Annotated in this window: 14 protein-coding genes; 9 read left to right on the top strand and 5 right to left on the bottom strand. The window is 73.5% G+C overall.

Annotated elements, in window-relative coordinates; translation table 11 throughout:
* Positions 1 to 44 precede the first annotated feature (44 nt).
* From GD748_RS17545 to GD748_RS17535, 3 genes are all read left to right on the top strand, one after another.
* Positions 45 to 914, top strand: a complete 870-nt coding sequence (locus tag GD748_RS17545) for a glutamate ABC transporter substrate-binding protein (protein ID WP_152196539.1) — start codon at positions 45 to 47, stop codon at positions 912 to 914.
* A 104-nt stretch (positions 915 to 1,018) separates the two neighbouring features.
* A complete protein-coding gene (locus tag GD748_RS17540) occupies positions 1,019 to 1,702 on the top strand; it encodes an amino acid ABC transporter permease (protein ID WP_152196619.1) in 684 nt (227 codons plus the stop codon).
* Positions 1,699 to 2,556, top strand: a complete 858-nt coding sequence (locus GD748_RS17535; protein ID WP_152196538.1) for an amino acid ABC transporter permease — start codon at positions 1,699 to 1,701, stop codon at positions 2,554 to 2,556. Before GD748_RS17540 ends, GD748_RS17535 begins: the two co-directional genes overlap by 4 nt.
* 91 nt (positions 2,557 to 2,647) lie before the next feature.
* Here GD748_RS17535 and GD748_RS17530 read toward each other — a convergent pair whose 3' ends face one another.
* From GD748_RS17530 to GD748_RS17520, 3 genes are all read right to left on the bottom strand, one after another.
* A complete protein-coding gene (locus tag GD748_RS17530; RefSeq protein ID WP_152196537.1) occupies positions 2,648 to 3,262 on the bottom strand; it encodes a regulatory protein RecX in 615 nt (204 codons plus the stop codon).
* Between the two features lie 8 nt (positions 3,263 to 3,270).
* On the bottom strand, positions 3,271 to 4,329 hold the full coding sequence (gene recA, locus GD748_RS17525; protein WP_152196536.1) for a recombinase RecA: 1,059 nt from the start codon (positions 4,327 to 4,329) through the stop codon (positions 3,271 to 3,273).
* 449 nt (positions 4,330 to 4,778) lie between these two features.
* Positions 4,779 to 5,021 (bottom strand): DUF3046 domain-containing protein, encoded by a 243-nt coding sequence (locus tag GD748_RS17520; RefSeq protein WP_152196535.1) that lies wholly within the window; start codon positions 5,019 to 5,021, stop codon positions 4,779 to 4,781.
* 79 nt (positions 5,022 to 5,100) lie between these two features.
* On the opposite strand from GD748_RS17520, the gene GD748_RS17515 reads away from it, so the two are divergent.
* Entirely contained in the window at positions 5,101 to 9,951 is a 4,851-nt protein-coding gene (locus GD748_RS17515; protein ID WP_152196618.1) for an ATP-dependent helicase, read from the top strand.
* A gap of 65 nt (positions 9,952 to 10,016) precedes the next feature.
* Here GD748_RS17515 and GD748_RS17510 read toward each other — a convergent pair whose 3' ends face one another.
* Complete coding sequence (locus tag GD748_RS17510) at positions 10,017 to 10,322, bottom strand: hypothetical protein (protein WP_152196534.1); 306 nt, start codon at positions 10,320 to 10,322, stop codon at positions 10,017 to 10,019.
* A gap of 92 nt (positions 10,323 to 10,414) precedes the next feature.
* On the opposite strand from GD748_RS17510, the gene GD748_RS17505 reads away from it, so the two are divergent.
* The gene (locus GD748_RS17505) at positions 10,415 to 10,717 is read left to right on the top strand and encodes a hypothetical protein (RefSeq protein ID WP_152196533.1); all 303 of its coding nucleotides are present in this window, start codon (positions 10,415 to 10,417) and stop codon (positions 10,715 to 10,717) included.
* A 140-nt stretch (positions 10,718 to 10,857) separates the two neighbouring features.
* Here GD748_RS17505 and GD748_RS17500 read toward each other — a convergent pair whose 3' ends face one another.
* Positions 10,858 to 11,565: a LysR family substrate-binding domain-containing protein gene (locus tag GD748_RS17500; RefSeq protein ID WP_152196532.1), complete on the bottom strand. Its 708-nt coding sequence runs from the start codon at positions 11,563 to 11,565 to the stop codon at positions 10,858 to 10,860.
* 164 nt (positions 11,566 to 11,729) lie between these two features.
* On the opposite strand from GD748_RS17500, the gene GD748_RS17495 reads away from it, so the two are divergent.
* From GD748_RS17495 to GD748_RS17480, 4 genes are all read left to right on the top strand, one after another.
* Positions 11,730 to 12,128, top strand: a complete 399-nt coding sequence (locus GD748_RS17495; RefSeq protein WP_152196531.1) for a DUF5997 family protein — start codon at positions 11,730 to 11,732, stop codon at positions 12,126 to 12,128.
* 79 nt (positions 12,129 to 12,207) lie between these two features.
* Positions 12,208 to 12,771: a winged helix-turn-helix domain-containing protein gene (locus tag GD748_RS17490; RefSeq protein ID WP_226921573.1), complete on the top strand. Its 564-nt coding sequence runs from the start codon at positions 12,208 to 12,210 to the stop codon at positions 12,769 to 12,771.
* Complete coding sequence (locus GD748_RS17485) at positions 12,768 to 14,030, top strand: MFS transporter (RefSeq protein WP_226921572.1); 1,263 nt, start codon at positions 12,768 to 12,770, stop codon at positions 14,028 to 14,030. Before GD748_RS17490 ends, GD748_RS17485 begins: the two co-directional genes overlap by 4 nt.
* Positions 14,023 to 14,826 (top strand): Fpg/Nei family DNA glycosylase, encoded by an 804-nt coding sequence (locus GD748_RS17480; protein WP_152196530.1) that lies wholly within the window; start codon positions 14,023 to 14,025, stop codon positions 14,824 to 14,826. The genes GD748_RS17485 and GD748_RS17480 overlap by 8 nt, the downstream gene beginning before the upstream one ends.
* The last annotated feature ends 52 nt before the right edge of the window (positions 14,827 to 14,878 follow it).

Below are 14,878 nucleotides of genomic sequence, written 5' to 3'. Positions count from 1 at the left end.
CACCCACCGATCCCCGTCCCGGGGACCGACCTGAAGGAGACGACATGCGAGGCACACGCAAGGCAGGCCTGGCCCTCACCGCCGTGGCTGCCCTGACCCTGGCGGCCTGCTCGGGCGGCGAGCCCGGCACGTCTGACGACGAGCCGGCCGGCGGCGACTCCGCCACCGAGGGCGGCGGCTCGGGCGAGGGCCTGACGATCGGTATCAAGTTCGACCAGCCAGGACTGGGCCTGCAGGAGGGGTCGGAGTACACCGGCTTCGACGTCGACGTCGCCAAGTACGTCGCCGAGAAGCTGGGCTACGCCGAGGAGGACATCGAGTTCGTCGAGTCCGTCTCCTCCCAGCGCGAGACGTTGCTGGAGAACGGCTCGGTGGACATGATCTTCGCGACCTACTCCATCACCGACGAGCGCAAGGAGCGGGTCGCCTTCGCCGGACCGTACTTCGTGGCCGGCCAGGACCTCCTCGTCGCCACGGACAACTCCGACATCACCGGGCCGGACACCCTGGACGGCAAGGTCCTCTGCTCCGTCGAGGGCTCGACCTCCGCCGAGCGCATCCGGGACGAGCACTCCGAGGGCGTCGAGCTCTACCCGGCGCAGACGTACTCCGAGTGCGTCGAGCTTCTCAGCGCGGGCACCGTGGACGCGGTGACCACCGACGACGTCATCCTGGCCGGCTACGCCGCGCAGGACGAGTACGAAGGGCAGTTCAAGGTCGTCGGCAACCCGTTCTCCGAGGAGAACTACGGTGTCGGCCTGCCGCAGGACAACGACGTCTGCGAGGACGTCAACGCCGCGATCACCGAGATGATCGACGACGGCACGTGGGAGGAGCTCATCGCCAAGAACGTCGGCGACAACTTCTCCTGGAACGAGGAGCTCAACCCGCCGGAGCCCCAGCCCTGCGCCTGAGTCACGCCTCGCCCGGGGCCGGTACCACCGGCCCCGGGCGACTGCTCGCGTCCACACCCGCTGATCACCCGAAGGAGCTCTGAGTGGGTCAGTACATCGAGGGCATGTCGGAGCTGTTCGCCACCTACGACATCGTCGGCGGCTTCCTCGTCAACCTCCGGCTGACGCTGTACTCGGCGATCCTCGCGTTCATCATCGGGACCGTCCTGGCGATCATGCGGGTCTCACCCGCCCCCAGCCTGCGCTGGGTCGGCGCCGCGTACGTCAACCTCGTGCGCAACACCCCGCTCACGCTGATCATCCTGGCCTGCTCGCTCGGGCTCTGGGGCCAGCTCGACGTCATCCTGGCGCGCAACGAGGCCGGCCGGGTCGACATCTCCGAGAACAGCTTCCTGCTCGCCGTGCTCGGGCTGTCGGTGTACACCGCCGCCTTCGTGTGCGAGTCGCTGCGCTCCGGCGTGAACACAGTCCCCGCCGGACAGGCCGAGGCGGCCCGGGCGATCGGCCTCGGCTTCGGCCAGTCGATGCGGATGATCATCCTGCCGCAGGCGATCCGCGGGGCCATCGCACCGCTCGGCAACACGCTGATCGCGCTGACGAAGAACTCCACCGTCGCCCAGGCCGCCGGCGTGGTCCAGTCCGCGTCGATCATGGCCACGATGATCGAGTTCCGGCCCGACCTCATGGTCGCGATCTTCCTGGTGACCGCCATCGGCTGGGTCGTCATCGTGCTCCCGATCGGGCTGATCACCACGTTCCTGTCCCGCCGACTGGGGGTCGCCCGATGAGCACCGTCCTGTTCGACGCACCGGGTCCGAAGACCCGCCGCCGCATCGCCGTCGTGAATGTCGTCGGCGCGCTGATCGTCGTCGGTGTCCTCGCCTGGGTGATCTCGGGGCTGGCCGGCAAGGGGCAGCTGACGGCCGGCAAGTGGAACCCCTTCCTCACCGAGTCGGTGTGGGTGGACTACCTCCTCGTCGGCCTGTGGAACACGGTCCGGGCGGCGCTCATTGCCATCGTCACGGCGAACATCTTCGGCCTGGTCTTCGGCATCGGACGGCTGTCGCAGCTCGCGGTGGTCCGCGCGTTCAGCGGAGTCGTGGTCGAGTTCTTCCGCGCCGTCCCGGTCCTCATCATGATGCTGTTCTTCTGGAACGTGTTCGCCTACACCCAGGGCCCCTGGAACAGCGAGCCCGCGTTCTACGGCGTCGTCGTCGGCCTCACGCTCTACAACGGCTCGGTCATCGCCGAGCTCGTGCGCTCCGGCGTGTCCAACCTGCCGCGCGGTCAGCGGGAGGCCGGTCTGGCGATCGGGCTGACGCCGGCCAAGAGCCTGCGGCAGATCGAGGTGCCGCAGGCGCTCATCGCGATGATGCCCTCGATGATCAGCCAGCTCGTGGTGATCCTCAAGGACACCGCGCTCGGCTACATCATCACGTACAGCGAGCTGCTGCGCTCCGCCCGGCTGGTGGGCTCGACCTTCGCGAACTACGTGCCCGCGCTGATCGTCGCGGCAGCCATCTTCATCGTCATCAACTACACGCTCACCGCGGTGGCCGAGCGGGTGGCACGTCGCCTGAGCAGCCGCACCGCCGGGAGCACCCTGCAGATGGACCGCACCCTCGTGGCCGACGCCGACTGAGCAGGCGCCACCCGGGACGCGCCTGAGCAGGCGCGACCCGGGACGCGCCTGGCGGTGCCGCGACGTGCGCCCTGGAGCGCGGACACCACGCTCACCCGCTCCAGGCGCCCCAGTCCCCGCCGCCCTCGTCATCGGTGCCGAACGGGTCGACGCCCTCGGCCGCCAGGACCTCGTCGATGACCCGCATGGCGACGCCGCCCGGGAAGCCCTTGCGGGCGAGCATGCCGGCGAGGCGGCGACGACGGACCTGCGGGTCGAGCCCGGTGGTGCTGCGCGCCTTCTTCTCGGCCAGCCGGCGGGCGGCGGCGATCTCGTCGTCGCCGTCGACCTGCTCGAGGGCGACCTGGGCGACCTCGGGCCCGATGCCCTTCCTGCGCAGCTCGGCGGCCAGCGCCCGCCGGGCCAGGCCACGCTCGGCGTGCCGGGTGCGCACGAGCATCTCGGCGTAGGCGACGTCGTCGACGAGCCCGACCTCGGTGAAGCGGTCGAGGACGCGGGCGGCGACGTCCTCGGGCACGTCCTTCTTGGCCATGGCGGCCTCGAGCTGGGCCCGGCTTCGCGGCGCGGCGGTCAGCTGCCGCAGCGCGATGGTCCGGGCGACCTCCTCGGTGGGCGGTTCGGGATCCTCGGCGGCCGCACCGGTCGACGGCGGCTCGAGACCGTCGCGCCGACGGGTGCGCCGCCGAGGAGTGCCGGGGTTGCTCATCGGCTCGCTCAGAAGTCGACCGGGACCTCACCGGCCGGCACCTGGGGAGCCTCGGCCTCGACCGGGGCCACGCCGATGCCGAGCTTGGTGAGGATCTTCTTCTCGATCTCCTCGGCGAGCTCGGGGTTGTCCTTGAGGAACTGCCGCGACTTCTCCTTGCCCTGGCCGAGCTGGTCGCCCTCGTAGGTGTACCAGGCGCCGGACTTGCGCACGATGCCGTTCTCCACCCCGAGGTCGATCAGCCCGCCCTCGCGCGAGATGCCCTGGCCGTAGAGGATGTCGAACTCGGCCTGCTTGAACGGCGGCGCCATCTTGTTCTTGACGACCTTCACGCGGGTGCGGTTGCCCATCGCGTCGCCGGCGTCCTTGAGGGTCTCGATCCGGCGCACGTCCATGCGCACCGACGCGTAGAACTTCAGGGCCTTGCCGCCGGTGGTGGTCTCCGGGGAGCCGAAGAACACGCCGATCTTCTCGCGCAGCTGGTTGATGAAGATCGCGGTGGTGCCCGAGGCGGAGAGCGCACCGGTGATCTTGCGCAGCGCCTGGGACATCAGCCGGGCCTGCAGACCGACGTGGGAGTCACCCATCTCGCCCTCGATCTCGGCCTTGGGCACCAGGGCGGCGACGGAGTCGATGACCACGATGTCCAGCGCGCCGGAGCGGATCAGCATGTCCATGATCTCCAGCGCCTGCTCACCCGTGTCGGGCTGGGAGACGAGGAGGGCGTCGGTGTCCACCCCGAGCTTCTTGGCGTACTCCGGGTCCAGGGCGTGCTCGGCGTCGATGAACGCGGCGATTCCCCCGGCCTTCTGGGCGTTGGCGACGGCGTGCAGAGCCACGGTGGTCTTTCCGGAGGACTCCGGGCCGTAGATCTCCACCACGCGGCCGCGCGGGAGCCCGCCGATGCCCAGGGCCACGTCCAGCGCCACGGAACCGGTGGGGATCACCTGGACCTTGGGACGGGTGTCGTCCCCCAGGCGCATGATCGACCCCTTGCCGAACTGGCGGTCGATCTGGCTGAGCGCGGCCTCCAGGGCCTTGCTGCGGTCTGCTACGGGAGCGGGCATGTCAGTCACCTCTCGGCAAGCGGGCCGCGGGTCGCGGCCCTTCGGGTCAGGGCTGGTCTGTGGCAGGGCCCGCCCTCGCCGGACGGCTACCTGCTGGCGACGCTATGCCCGACCACTGACATCCGTTCGAGGGCACCGCTGGCACTGTGGAAACCCGTCGACGTCGTCGCCTGGGGACGACACTACGCCGAACGGGTGTTCGAGGTGCGCGACACGCCGGAGACACCTGCGGCTCTGAGGGCGCCGGCCGGAACCGTGGCACCCAGGCGTCCGCGGAATGCCAGACCATGCCCGCGGAACATTCGGCAGGACAATCCTGACGGACGTTCCGGACGCGCCCATGTGCGCCGAGAGGACCGTGCACGTCCGGGCGCGCCGACAGGACCGCGCACCTCCGGCGCTGTCGCTGTGCGCCGACAGGGCCGTGCGGCAGGTCCGAGGCGGCCTCGTCACCGTGCCTTGCGGCCGCGGCGCTCCTTGGGATCGATGCGGTGCCGCCAGCGGGTGGCCTCGTCGAGGTCCATCTCGTCGCAGACGGCGTCCCACACGTGCCGGGGCGCCACGCCGTCGGCGAGCGCCTGCACCGCGGTGCGGCCGCCGACCGAGGCGAGCACGAGGTCCTCGGCGACCGAGCGGCCGTAGCCCGCGCCGAAGGTCTCCTCCACGACCTGCCAGAACTCCGAGTGCTTCACCCCTCCAGCGTGCCACGCACGCCGCCCGGCTCCCACCGCCGCGCCCGCCGGCAGGTCGCTGTGGGTGGTGTTCGGCACAATGACGCACGTGCCGTTCTCCGAACCGACCCGAGCGTGGTTCGACGGCGCGTTCGCGTCCCCGACGGCAGCACAGACCGGGGCGTGGGACGCCGTCGCCTCCGGCGAGCACGCCCTGGTGGTGGCACCGACCGGCTCGGGCAAGACCCTCGCCGCCTTCCTGTGGGCGATCGACCAGATGCTCACCGGCGACGTGCCCGAGCCCGCCGAACGCTGCCGGGTGCTGTACGTCTCACCGCTGAAGGCCCTGGCGGCGGACGTCGAGCGCAACCTGCGCTCACCCCTGGTCGGCATCTCGCAGGCGGCGGCGCGGCTGGGCACGGCGGTCAACGACGTGCGCGTCGGGGTCCGCACCGGGGACACCCCGGCCTCCGAGCGCCGTCGTATGGCGACTCGTCCGCCGGACATCCTGATCACCACGCCCGAGTCGCTCTACCTCGTGCTGACCTCGGCCGCCCGCGAGGGGCTGCGCGGCGTGCGCACCGTCATCGTCGACGAGGTCCACGCCGTCGCCGGGACGAAGCGGGGCGCGCACCTCGCGCTGAGCCTGGAGCGCCTCGACGAGCTGCTGCCGGCCCCGGCGCAGCGGGTGGGACTCTCCGCCACGGTCCGGCCGGTCGACACCGTCGCGACCTTCCTCGCCGGGCACCGGCCCCTGTCCGACGGCGGCCGGCCGGTGCGGGTGGTCGAGCCGGCGAGCACCAAGGAGCTCCGGATCGACGTCGTCGTCCCGGTGGAGGACCTCTCCGACCCGGCCGCGACGCCGCTGCGCACGGTGGAGCACGCGGTGAGCGACGAGGGTCCCGACCTGTCGGGAGACGCGACCGGCGCCGCACCCGAGCAGCGCCAGCCGTCTGTGTGGCCGCACCTGACCGAGCGGGTCGTGGACCTCGTCGCCGCCCACCGCTCGACGATCGTGTTCACGAACTCGCGCCGGTCGGCGGAGCGGCTCACCGCCCGGGTCAACGAGGAGTGGCAGGCCCGGCACGAGGGGCGCGCCGCTGCCGCCGTGCTCGACGACGCCGGCAGCTCGTGGGCGGCCACGGTGCCGGGGCAGTCGGGCACCGCGCTGCCCACCGAGGACGTGATCGCGCGGGCCCACCACGGGTCGATGAGCCGCGAGGAGAGGCTGCGCACGGAGTCCGCGCTGAAGTCGGGCACGCTGCGCGCCGTCGTCTCGACCTCGTCCCTCGAGCTCGGCATCGACATGGGGGCGGTGGACCTGGTGATCCAGGTGGGTGCGCCGCCGTCGGTGGCCTCCGCCCTGCAGCGGATCGGCCGGGCCGGCCACCAGGTCGGCGCGCTCTCCCACGGGGTGGTCCTCCCCACCCACCGCGGGGACCTGCTGCCCGCCGCGGTCACGGCGACGCGCGCGAAGGACGGGCTCATCGAGGAGGTGCAGATCCCGGCGAACCCGCTGGACGTGCTGGCGCAGCAGGTGGTCGCGATGCTCGCCGTCGAGGACCTCACGGTCGAGGAGCTGGGCGCCCTGGTGCGGCGGTCGGCGCCGTACGCGACCCTCGGCGACCGTGCGATGACCGCGGTGCTCGACATGCTCGCCGGGCGCTACCCGAGCGAGGACTTCGCCGAGCTCCGCCCGCGCATCGTGTGGGACCGCGGCGCCGGGACCCTCAGCGCACGGCCGGGCGCCCTGCGCCTGGCGACGACGTCGGGCGGGACGATCCCGGACCGGGGCATGTACGGCGTCTACCTGGCCGGCGGGCCGACCGCCCCCGCGTCCGGGTCCGACTCGCCGACGTCGGGGACCCGCGGGCGCGGCGGCCGGCGGGTCGGCGAGCTCGACGAGGAGATGGTCTACGAGTCCCGCGTGGGCGACACGTTCACGCTCGGCACGAGCACCTGGCGCATCGAGGACATCACCCCGGACCGCGTGCTGGTCAGTCCCGCCCCGGGCCAGCCCGGCCGCCTGCCGTTCTGGAAGGGCGACTCCCCCGGCCGGCCCGCCGAGCTCGGCCGTGCCCTCGGCGCCACCACCCGCGAGCTGCTCGCCGGGATCGAGGACGGCACCGCGGCGCAGCGGTTGAGCGCGGGTGGGCTCGACGCCTGGGCGACCGAGAACGTCCTGGGCTACCTCGACCAGCAGCGCGAGGCCACCGGCCGGCTGCCCGACGACCGCACGATCGTCCTCGAGCGGTTCCGCGACGAGCTCGGCGACTGGCGCGTGGTCATCCACTCGCCCTTCGGCGCCCGCGTCCACGCGCCGTGGGCGATGGTGCTGGCCACCCGGCTGCGCGAGGTCACCGGGATGGACGTCAATGCCGCCCCGAGCGACGACGGCATCGTGCTGCGCCTGCCGGACGTCGAGGGCACGAGCGGCGACGCCGAGGGCCCGCTCGGCATCGACGCCCTGCTGCTGGACCCCGCCGAGGTCTCCGGGCTCGTGGTCGAGTCCCTCACCGGCTCCGCGCACTTCGCCGCCCGCTTCCGCGAGGCCGCGGCCCGCTCGCTGCTCCTGCCCCGACGGCGGCCGGACCGGCGCCAGCCGCTGTGGCAGCAGCGGCACCGCAGCGCCCAGCTGCTCTCCGTCGCCTCGGCCTACCCCGACTTCCCGGTGGTGCTCGAGGCGGTGCGCGAGTGCCTGCGCGACGACTTCGACGTCCCCGCCCTGACCGAGCTCATGCGCCGCATCGCGCATCGCGAGATCCGGCTCGTGGAGGTGGCCACCAGCGCGCCGTCGCCCTTTGCCCGCTCCCTGCTCATGGGGTACGTCGCGCAGTTCCTCTACGACGACGACGCGCCGCTGGCCGAGCGCCGTGCGGCGGCGCTGAGCCTGGACTCGGCCCTGCTCGCCGAGCTGGTCGGCTCCGACCTCGGGGACCTGGCGGACCTCCTCGACCCGGAGGCGGTGGCGGAGGTCGCGGCCGCGGTCGGGCTGCGCACGGAGAACGCGCAGGTCCGCGACGCCGAAGGTCTGGTGGACCTCGTGCGCCGTCTCGGCCCGGTCACGACGGCGGAGCTGGCCGATCGTGCCGTCTCGCCCGAGCTCGTGCCCGGGTGGCTGGACCAGCTGGTGGCACAGCGTCGCGTCCTCCCCGTCCGGGTGGCCGGCGTCGAGCAGTGGGCGGTGACCGAGGACGCGGCGCGGCTGCGCGACGCGCTCGGGGTGGCGCTGCCGGTCGGCCTGCCCGAGGCGGTGCTGGAGGCGGTCCCGGACCCGCTCGGCGACCTGGTGCGCCGGCACGCCCGCACGCACGGTCCGTTCACCGCCCAGCAGCTCGCGGACCGGCTCGGCCTGGCGGTCGGGGCGGTCCACGCCGTCCTGGCGGACCTCGTCCGCACCGGGCTGCTGGTGCAGGGCCGCCTCAGCCCGACACCGCCGGCCGGCGACCCGGACGACGCCGGCGCAGCGGCGACGCCGGCGGTGGAGTACTGCGACGCCGAGGTCATGCGCCGGATCCGGCGCAGGTCGCTGGCGCACCTGCGAAGCGAGGTCGAGCCCGTCCCGGCGCGCACGCTCGGGCTGTTCCTCCCACGCTGGCTCCACGTCGCCCCGCACGGGAGGAGGTCGGACCTGCGCGGGGCGGACGCGGTGCTGACGGTCGTCGACCAGCTGGCGGGAGCCCTCCTGCCGGCGTCGGCCCTGGAGTCGCTGGTGCTGCCCGCCCGAGTCCGCGACTACCAGCCGGGCCTGCTCGACGAGCTGACCGCCGCGGGCGAGGTGGTGTGGGCCGGAGCGGGCACGCTGCCAGGCGTGGACGGGCTGATCGCGCTCCTGCCGGCCGACGCGGTCGACGAGCTGTCCCCGCCCCGCGACCCGTTCGAGCTCGGCACGCTGCACAACCACCTGCTCGACGTCCTGGCGGCCGGTGGCGGCCGGTTCTTCCGTGACCTCGTCCCGCCCGACGAGCTCGACGAGGCGGGGCGGGCCGCCAGCGCCCCGCCGACCGAGGTGCTGGAGGCCCTGTGGGAGCTCGTCTGGGCCGGTTACGTCACCAACGACACGCTCGCGCCGGTACGCGCCCGGCTCGGCGGCGGCCGACCCGCCCACGCCTCGGCGCGCCCGTCGGCCCGGCCCCGCTCGATGCGCCCCGGCGGGCTGCGGCGCGGGGCGCTCTCCCGTACCGCGCTCGCCGGCGCCCGCCCCCGCTCCGTCGCGAACCTGCCCTCCGCCGTCGGCCGCTGGTCGCTCGTCCATCCCGGCGCGCAGGCCGGGGACGGGGTGGCCGAACGCACCGCTCGTACGGCGGCGGTGACTGCGGCACTGCTGGAGCGGCACGGCGTGCTGGTGCGCGGGGCGGCCGGGCTGGAGGCGGTGCCCGGCGGCTTCGGCGCCGCCTACCAGGTGCTCCGCCGCCTCGAGGAGGCCGGGCAGGTACGGCGCGGCTACTTCGTCGAGGGACTCGGCGCCGCACAGTTCGCGCTCCCCGAGGTCGTCGACCGGCTGCGGGCGGACGCCGCGGACCTCGCTGCCCGACGTGCTGACCCGTCCCGCTCGTCGCCGCGCGTGCACCTGCTGGCGGCGACGGACCCGGCGAACCCGTACGGGGCGGCGGTGGCCTGGCCCGCCACGAGCGCCGGGGAGGGGCACCGCCCCGGCAGGAAGGCCGGCTCGGTCGTCGTGCTCGTGGACGGCGAGCTCGTGCTCTACGTCGAGAAGGGCGGTCGCACGCTGCTCTCCTTCACCGGCGACCGAGCGGCGCTCGACCTCGCCGCCGCGGCGCTGGCCGAGGTGGCCGGCGACGGCACTCTCGGGACCGTGACGCTCAGCCGTGTCGACGGCGTCCCCGCCCTGGAGGCGCAGGGCGCGCCGGCCGAGGCGCTGCGGGCGGCGGGCTTCGGACCGACCCCCCGCGGCCTCCGGCTGCACCGGCCGCCGCCGTCCCACCACTGAGCCCCGCACCGCCTTGCCTCCGGTCGGCGGGCACCCCGACCGCTCCGCGCGAGCGTGTCGTGCGGCTAGCGCCGGCCGTCCGTCCAGTTCTCCGGCACCTCGTCCCCGAAGGTCGTCCCGCCGACCTCGCGGGTCTCTAGGCGGCGCACGACGAACGAGGCGGCGACCATCCCGGCACCGACGAGCTGAAGGATCTGAACGAGCCCGCTCACGTAGGGAAAGATGGAACTCGCCAACGTCACGGCACCGACCGAGTCGTACAGGCGACTCAACTGCGTATTAAGTACATAGTTGAGGACGAGAGACAGCAGGAGGACGCCTAGTCCGACCCACCACATCTGACCGGACGACAGCCTCGGCGGAAACCTCATCGTGACCTCCTGGGTCGTCGCCGGTCGGCGACGTTCACGGGACCCTATCGTCCGTCGGGTCTCGTAGTCTTCGTCACGACGGAGGAGGTTGGATGCTGGTCGGGGGTATCGCCATCATGCTGCTGGGCGCCGTGCTGCTCACGCGCTCTGCGGTCGAGCTCTCACGTGCCAACGCCGGCACGCGGTGGCCGGTGTGGTCGGACCCGCCCCGCCGACCTCGCCGGGCGATCATGCTGCGTGTCGGCGGTGCCGGTCTCGCCGTGCTCGGCTCGACCGTCGCCGGCGTGGACATCGGCTACTGGACGGTCCTGGTCGTCCTCACGGCCTTCACCGGCACGCTCGTCGTCCAGCTCAACCACAACAGAGGGCTGTCGAGAGCCTCCGCGCAGAGCTGACTACGGCATCCACGGCGCCTGCCGCCGCACCTCGGCCGCGCCTCGTCATCGACGCCGTGGATCGTCATCGACGCCGTGGATCGTCATCGACGCCGTGCCTCGTCATCGACGCCGTGCCTCGTCATCGACGCCGCGCCTCGTCATCGATGGCGGCGCCGCGATGCTCGTCGCGGCGGCCTCGGCCCACGTGGCGGCGTCCGTGAGGCGGAGCGGTTCGCCGGCGACTGTGGCTCCGGCTGGCCGCCGCGGGAGCTGCGCGCGGTCCGGCCACGGACGATGCCGATGAAGGCCTCGACCCTGGGGTCGTCGTCGTCGACGCGCCACGCGAGTCCGATCTGCGACTCGGCGACACCGGTCACCGGCCGGTGGGTCACGTCCTTGCGGTGGTAGAGGCGGGCCAGGGAGAGCGGCACGATCACGATGCCGGCCCCGGAGGCGGCCACCTCGATCGCCTGCTCGACGGTCATGGCGGGCTCCTCGTCCCGCCCTCCGTCCCGGAGCTCGCGGGCGACCGCGGCCCACTCCGGCACGTCCTCGGGCTCCTGCAGCAGGTGCTCGTCGGCGAGGTCGGACACGTCCACCTCGTCGAAGGCCGCCACCGGGTGCTCCTTGGACACCACGACGACGGGCACCTCGCGGTAGAGCGGTATCACGTGCAGCCCCTCCCGCTCGATGGGGAGGCGGACGAGGCACATCTCTGCCTGACCCTCGTGGAGCACCCGGGTCTGCAGCGACACGTCGACGGGCGTGAGCTCGAGCGCGTTGCCGGGCATGCGCTCGGTCCAGATCCGCCGCCACTTGTCCGGGGTGACGCCCGGTACGAAACCGACGCGGAAGGGCTCGGCCATGTCGGTCCTCTCGTCGTCACCAGCTGCCGGGTAGGCGGTGCCTGGCCACCAGGCTACGGCTCGCCGCCTGGCGGGCGAGCCCGTGCTCCGTCACCAGGTGGTGACCGAGCAACGGTCGCCGCCTGCCGAGAACGGTGCGCGAGCCGACGGCCTACGCTTCGACCATGAGCTCCCCCAAGCCGCAGACCATGAAGCCGCAGACCGCCGCCCGAAAGCTGGGTGTGCTGCTGTCTGCGACCCCGGCCGAGTTCCAGGACGGGCCGGTCAGCCGGACCGAGCTCGACGAGCTCCAGGCCGACCCGCCGCAGTGGTTGGCCGACCTGCGCCGCAACGGCCCGCACCCCCGCCAGGAGGTTGCCCGCCGGCTCAACGTGTCCGTGTCCGGGCTGGCCCGCGGCGGTGTCACGGACCCGCTCACCACCGAGGAGATCAAGGCGCTGCTGGCAGACATGCCCGCCTGGCTCGAGGCGGAGCGTGCGACGCAGGCCCAGGTGCGCGCGGAGGACGCGCGCATCAAGGCGGCCCGGAAGCAGGCAGACGCGCAGGGCTCGCCGCGCAGCTGACCCCTCGCAGCACGAGCGAATCTCCGGGCAACCGGTCGCCCGGTTTACACAGAAACTGTGCACAACTATTGTGCATACCGTGGAGCAGAACCAGACCCGTCTCGACGCCCGTGCGATGACCGTGCTGGCGCACCCGCTGCGGAGCCGGCTCCTCAGCGCGCTGCGGCTCGACGGACCGGCCACGGCCACCCGGCTCGCCCGGACCCTGGGCACGAACTCCGGCGCCACGAGCTATCACCTACGTCGCCTGGCCGAGGTCGGCCTGGTCGAGGACACCGCGGGTGGCACGGGCCGCGAGCGCCTGTGGGGCGCCGCCCACGAGCGCCACTCCTGGTTCTCCTCCGACGTCGCCGGGGACCCGGACAGCGAGGCGGCGAACGACTGGCTCCAGGCTGAGGGCCTGCGCCAGTTCCAGCAGCGGGCCGACGCCTGGCACGGCGCGAAGCAGGAGTGGCCGCTCCCGTGGCGCGATGCCGCCGGGATGTCCGACTACTTCCTCGACCTGTCCCCCGCGCAGCTCGCCGAGCTCACCCACGAGCTCGACGCCGTCGTCGAGCGCTACCGGGCCGAGCCCCCACGGCCTGACGCCCGTCGGGTCTTCGTCTTCCTGCAGGCCTACCCCGACGTCGGCGGCGAACCGTGACCCTGACGGTCCGGTCGGCGACCCGCCGGTTCCTGGTCCTGAGCGCCCTGCGCTGGTTCCCGGTCGGGCTGATCGTCCCCGTCATCATGCTGCTGCCGCTCGAGCGGGGACTGGCACTGACCGACGTGGGCCTTGCCGCCTCGCTCCAGGGCCTGGTGGTCCTGGCTCTCGAGCTGCCCACCGGTGGGCTCGCCGACTCCGTCGGTCGGCGGCGTGTGCTCATCGTCGCCGCCGCGGTCGGGCTGGTGTCCACCTCGCTGCTCCTGGTCGCCGGGTCCGCACCGGTCTTCGCGCTCGCCTTCGCCCTCCAGGGCGCCTTCCGCGCCCTGGACAGCGGGCCGCTCGAGGCCTGGTACGTCGACGCCGCCCTCGCGGCCGACCCGCGGGCAGCCATCGACAAGGGCCTGAGCGGGCACGGCGTCGTCGTCGGCCTGGCGATCGGCGGCGGTGCGCTCGCCAGCGGTGGTCTGGTGGCCCTGGATCCGTTCCCCGCCCTGGACGCGCTGGCCGTACCGGTCGTCGCGTCCCTGCTGCTGCAGGTCGCCGGGCTCGTCGGCATCGTCCTCCTGATGGCCGAGACACCTCGTGCCACGGGTCTGCGCAACACGTGGCGGGCGGCGGCGGACACACCGCGGGCGATCGCCGACGGCGTCGGCCTGCTGCGCCGGGACAAGGTGCTGCTGGCACTGGTCGCCGTCGAGCTGTTCTGGGGCTTCGGCATCGTGACCTTCGAGAGTCTGATGCCCGTGCGCCTCGCCGAGCTCGTCGGCGACGCCGACGCGGCCGCCGCGATCACAGGTCCGGCGACCGCCGCCGCATGGCTGGCGTCGGCGGCGGGCTCCGCCGTCCTGCCCTGGCTCGGCCGGCGGCTCGGGTTCGCCCCGACCGCGGCGCTGCTGCGCATCGTCCAGGGGGCGACAGTGGTCGGCATCGGGCTCTTCGGCGGGGTCGCGGCCATGCTGGCGGCGTACCTCGCGTGCTACCTGGTCCACGGGACCTCGGGCACCGCGCACATGACGCTGCTGCACCGCCGTGTCACCGGACCCCAGCGGGCCACGGTGGTCTCGCTGAACTCCATGGTCATGCAGCCGGCCGCCGCAATCGGCCTGGTGGTCCTCACCGCGCTGGCGGACGGCACATCGGTAGGGCTGGCGATCGGCGTCGGCGGTGCCGTCCTGGCGCTCGCCGCGCCGCTGTACCTGCCCGCCTGGCGGCAGGATCGAGCGGCCGCCCGCCTCGAGGGGGCCCGGAGTGCCTGAGGGCGACAGCGTCGTCCGGGTCGCCCGGCGCCTCGACGCCGCCCTCGCCGGACAGGTGCTCGTGCGCGGCGAGCTCCGCTGGCCGGACCTCGGCGGGGTCGACCTGGCCGGCGTCGGCGTCGTCGCCAACGCGACCTACGGCAAGCACCTGCTCACCCGGCTGGCGGACGGGCGGACCCTGCACACGCACCTGCGCATGGAGGGCCGGTGGCGCCTGGTGCGGACCGCCGACCTGGCCCCTGCAGGCCCGAGCAGGGCGGACCGCTCGCCGCAGGTGCGTGCGGTGCTCGCCACCGAGCGGTGGACCTGCCTCGGGCTCGAGCTGGGGCTCATGGACCTGGTGCCGACCGCGGAAGAGGACCGGCTGCTCGGGCACCTCGGCCCGGACGTCCTCGGCGCCGATCTCGACGTCGCGGCGGCGACGGACAGGATCCTCGCGCAGGGTGGGCGCGGCATCGGGGAGGTCCTGCTGGACCAGCGGGTGGTCGCCGGGCTGGGCACGATCTTCATGACCGAGACGTTGTGGGCGCACCGGATCTCCCCGTGGGCGCCGGCCGGGAGCCTCGGGCAGTCGGCGGCAGACCTCGTACGCACGGCCCGCTCGCTCCTGCTCCGTTCCGTCGCGGCGCGGCAGCCGGGGACCACCACCGACGACCCGCGGCGGCCGACCAACGTGTACGGCAGGGACCGTCGCCCCTGCCCCCGCTGCGGGGCTCCGGTGGCTCGCGGCGAGGTCGGCCGTGCACCGACCACCCGTCGGGTCTTCTTCTGCCCGCGCTGCCAGGCCGGCGGCTGAGCCGTTCCTGCCCTGGCGCGGCCCGGACACGCCACGAGCCCCGGGGGATTCC

The sequence above is a fragment of the Georgenia subflava genome, from assembly GCF_009193155.1.
Lineage (GTDB): Bacteria > Actinomycetota > Actinomycetes > Actinomycetales > Actinomycetaceae > Georgenia > Georgenia subflava.
This window is presented reverse-complemented; position numbering and strand designations above follow the sequence as displayed.

Coding starts and splice junctions, on each gene's coding strand:
- GD748_RS17535 (WP_152196538.1), top strand. CDS start 1,699: ATGAGCACCGTCCTGTTCGACGCACCGGGTCCGAAGACCCGCCGCCGC.
- GD748_RS17530 (WP_152196537.1), bottom strand. CDS start 3,262: ATGAGCAACCCCGGCACTCCTCGGCGGCGCACCCGTCGGCGCGACGGT.
- GD748_RS17495 (WP_152196531.1), top strand. CDS start 11,730: ATGAGCTCCCCCAAGCCGCAGACCATGAAGCCGCAGACCGCCGCCCGA.
- GD748_RS17510 (WP_152196534.1), bottom strand. CDS start 10,322: ATGAGGTTTCCGCCGAGGCTGTCGTCCGGTCAGATGTGGTGGGTCGGA.
- GD748_RS17545 (WP_152196539.1), top strand. CDS start 45: ATGCGAGGCACACGCAAGGCAGGCCTGGCCCTCACCGCCGTGGCTGCC.
- recA (WP_152196536.1), bottom strand. CDS start 4,329: ATGCCCGCTCCCGTAGCAGACCGCAGCAAGGCCCTGGAGGCCGCGCTC.
- GD748_RS17500 (WP_152196532.1), bottom strand. CDS start 11,565: ATGGCCGAGCCCTTCCGCGTCGGTTTCGTACCGGGCGTCACCCCGGAC.
- GD748_RS17540 (WP_152196619.1), top strand. CDS start 1,019: ATGTCGGAGCTGTTCGCCACCTACGACATCGTCGGCGGCTTCCTCGTC.
- GD748_RS17505 (WP_152196533.1), top strand. CDS start 10,415: ATGCTGGTCGGGGGTATCGCCATCATGCTGCTGGGCGCCGTGCTGCTC.
- GD748_RS17515 (WP_152196618.1), top strand. CDS start 5,101: ATGACGCACGTGCCGTTCTCCGAACCGACCCGAGCGTGGTTCGACGGC.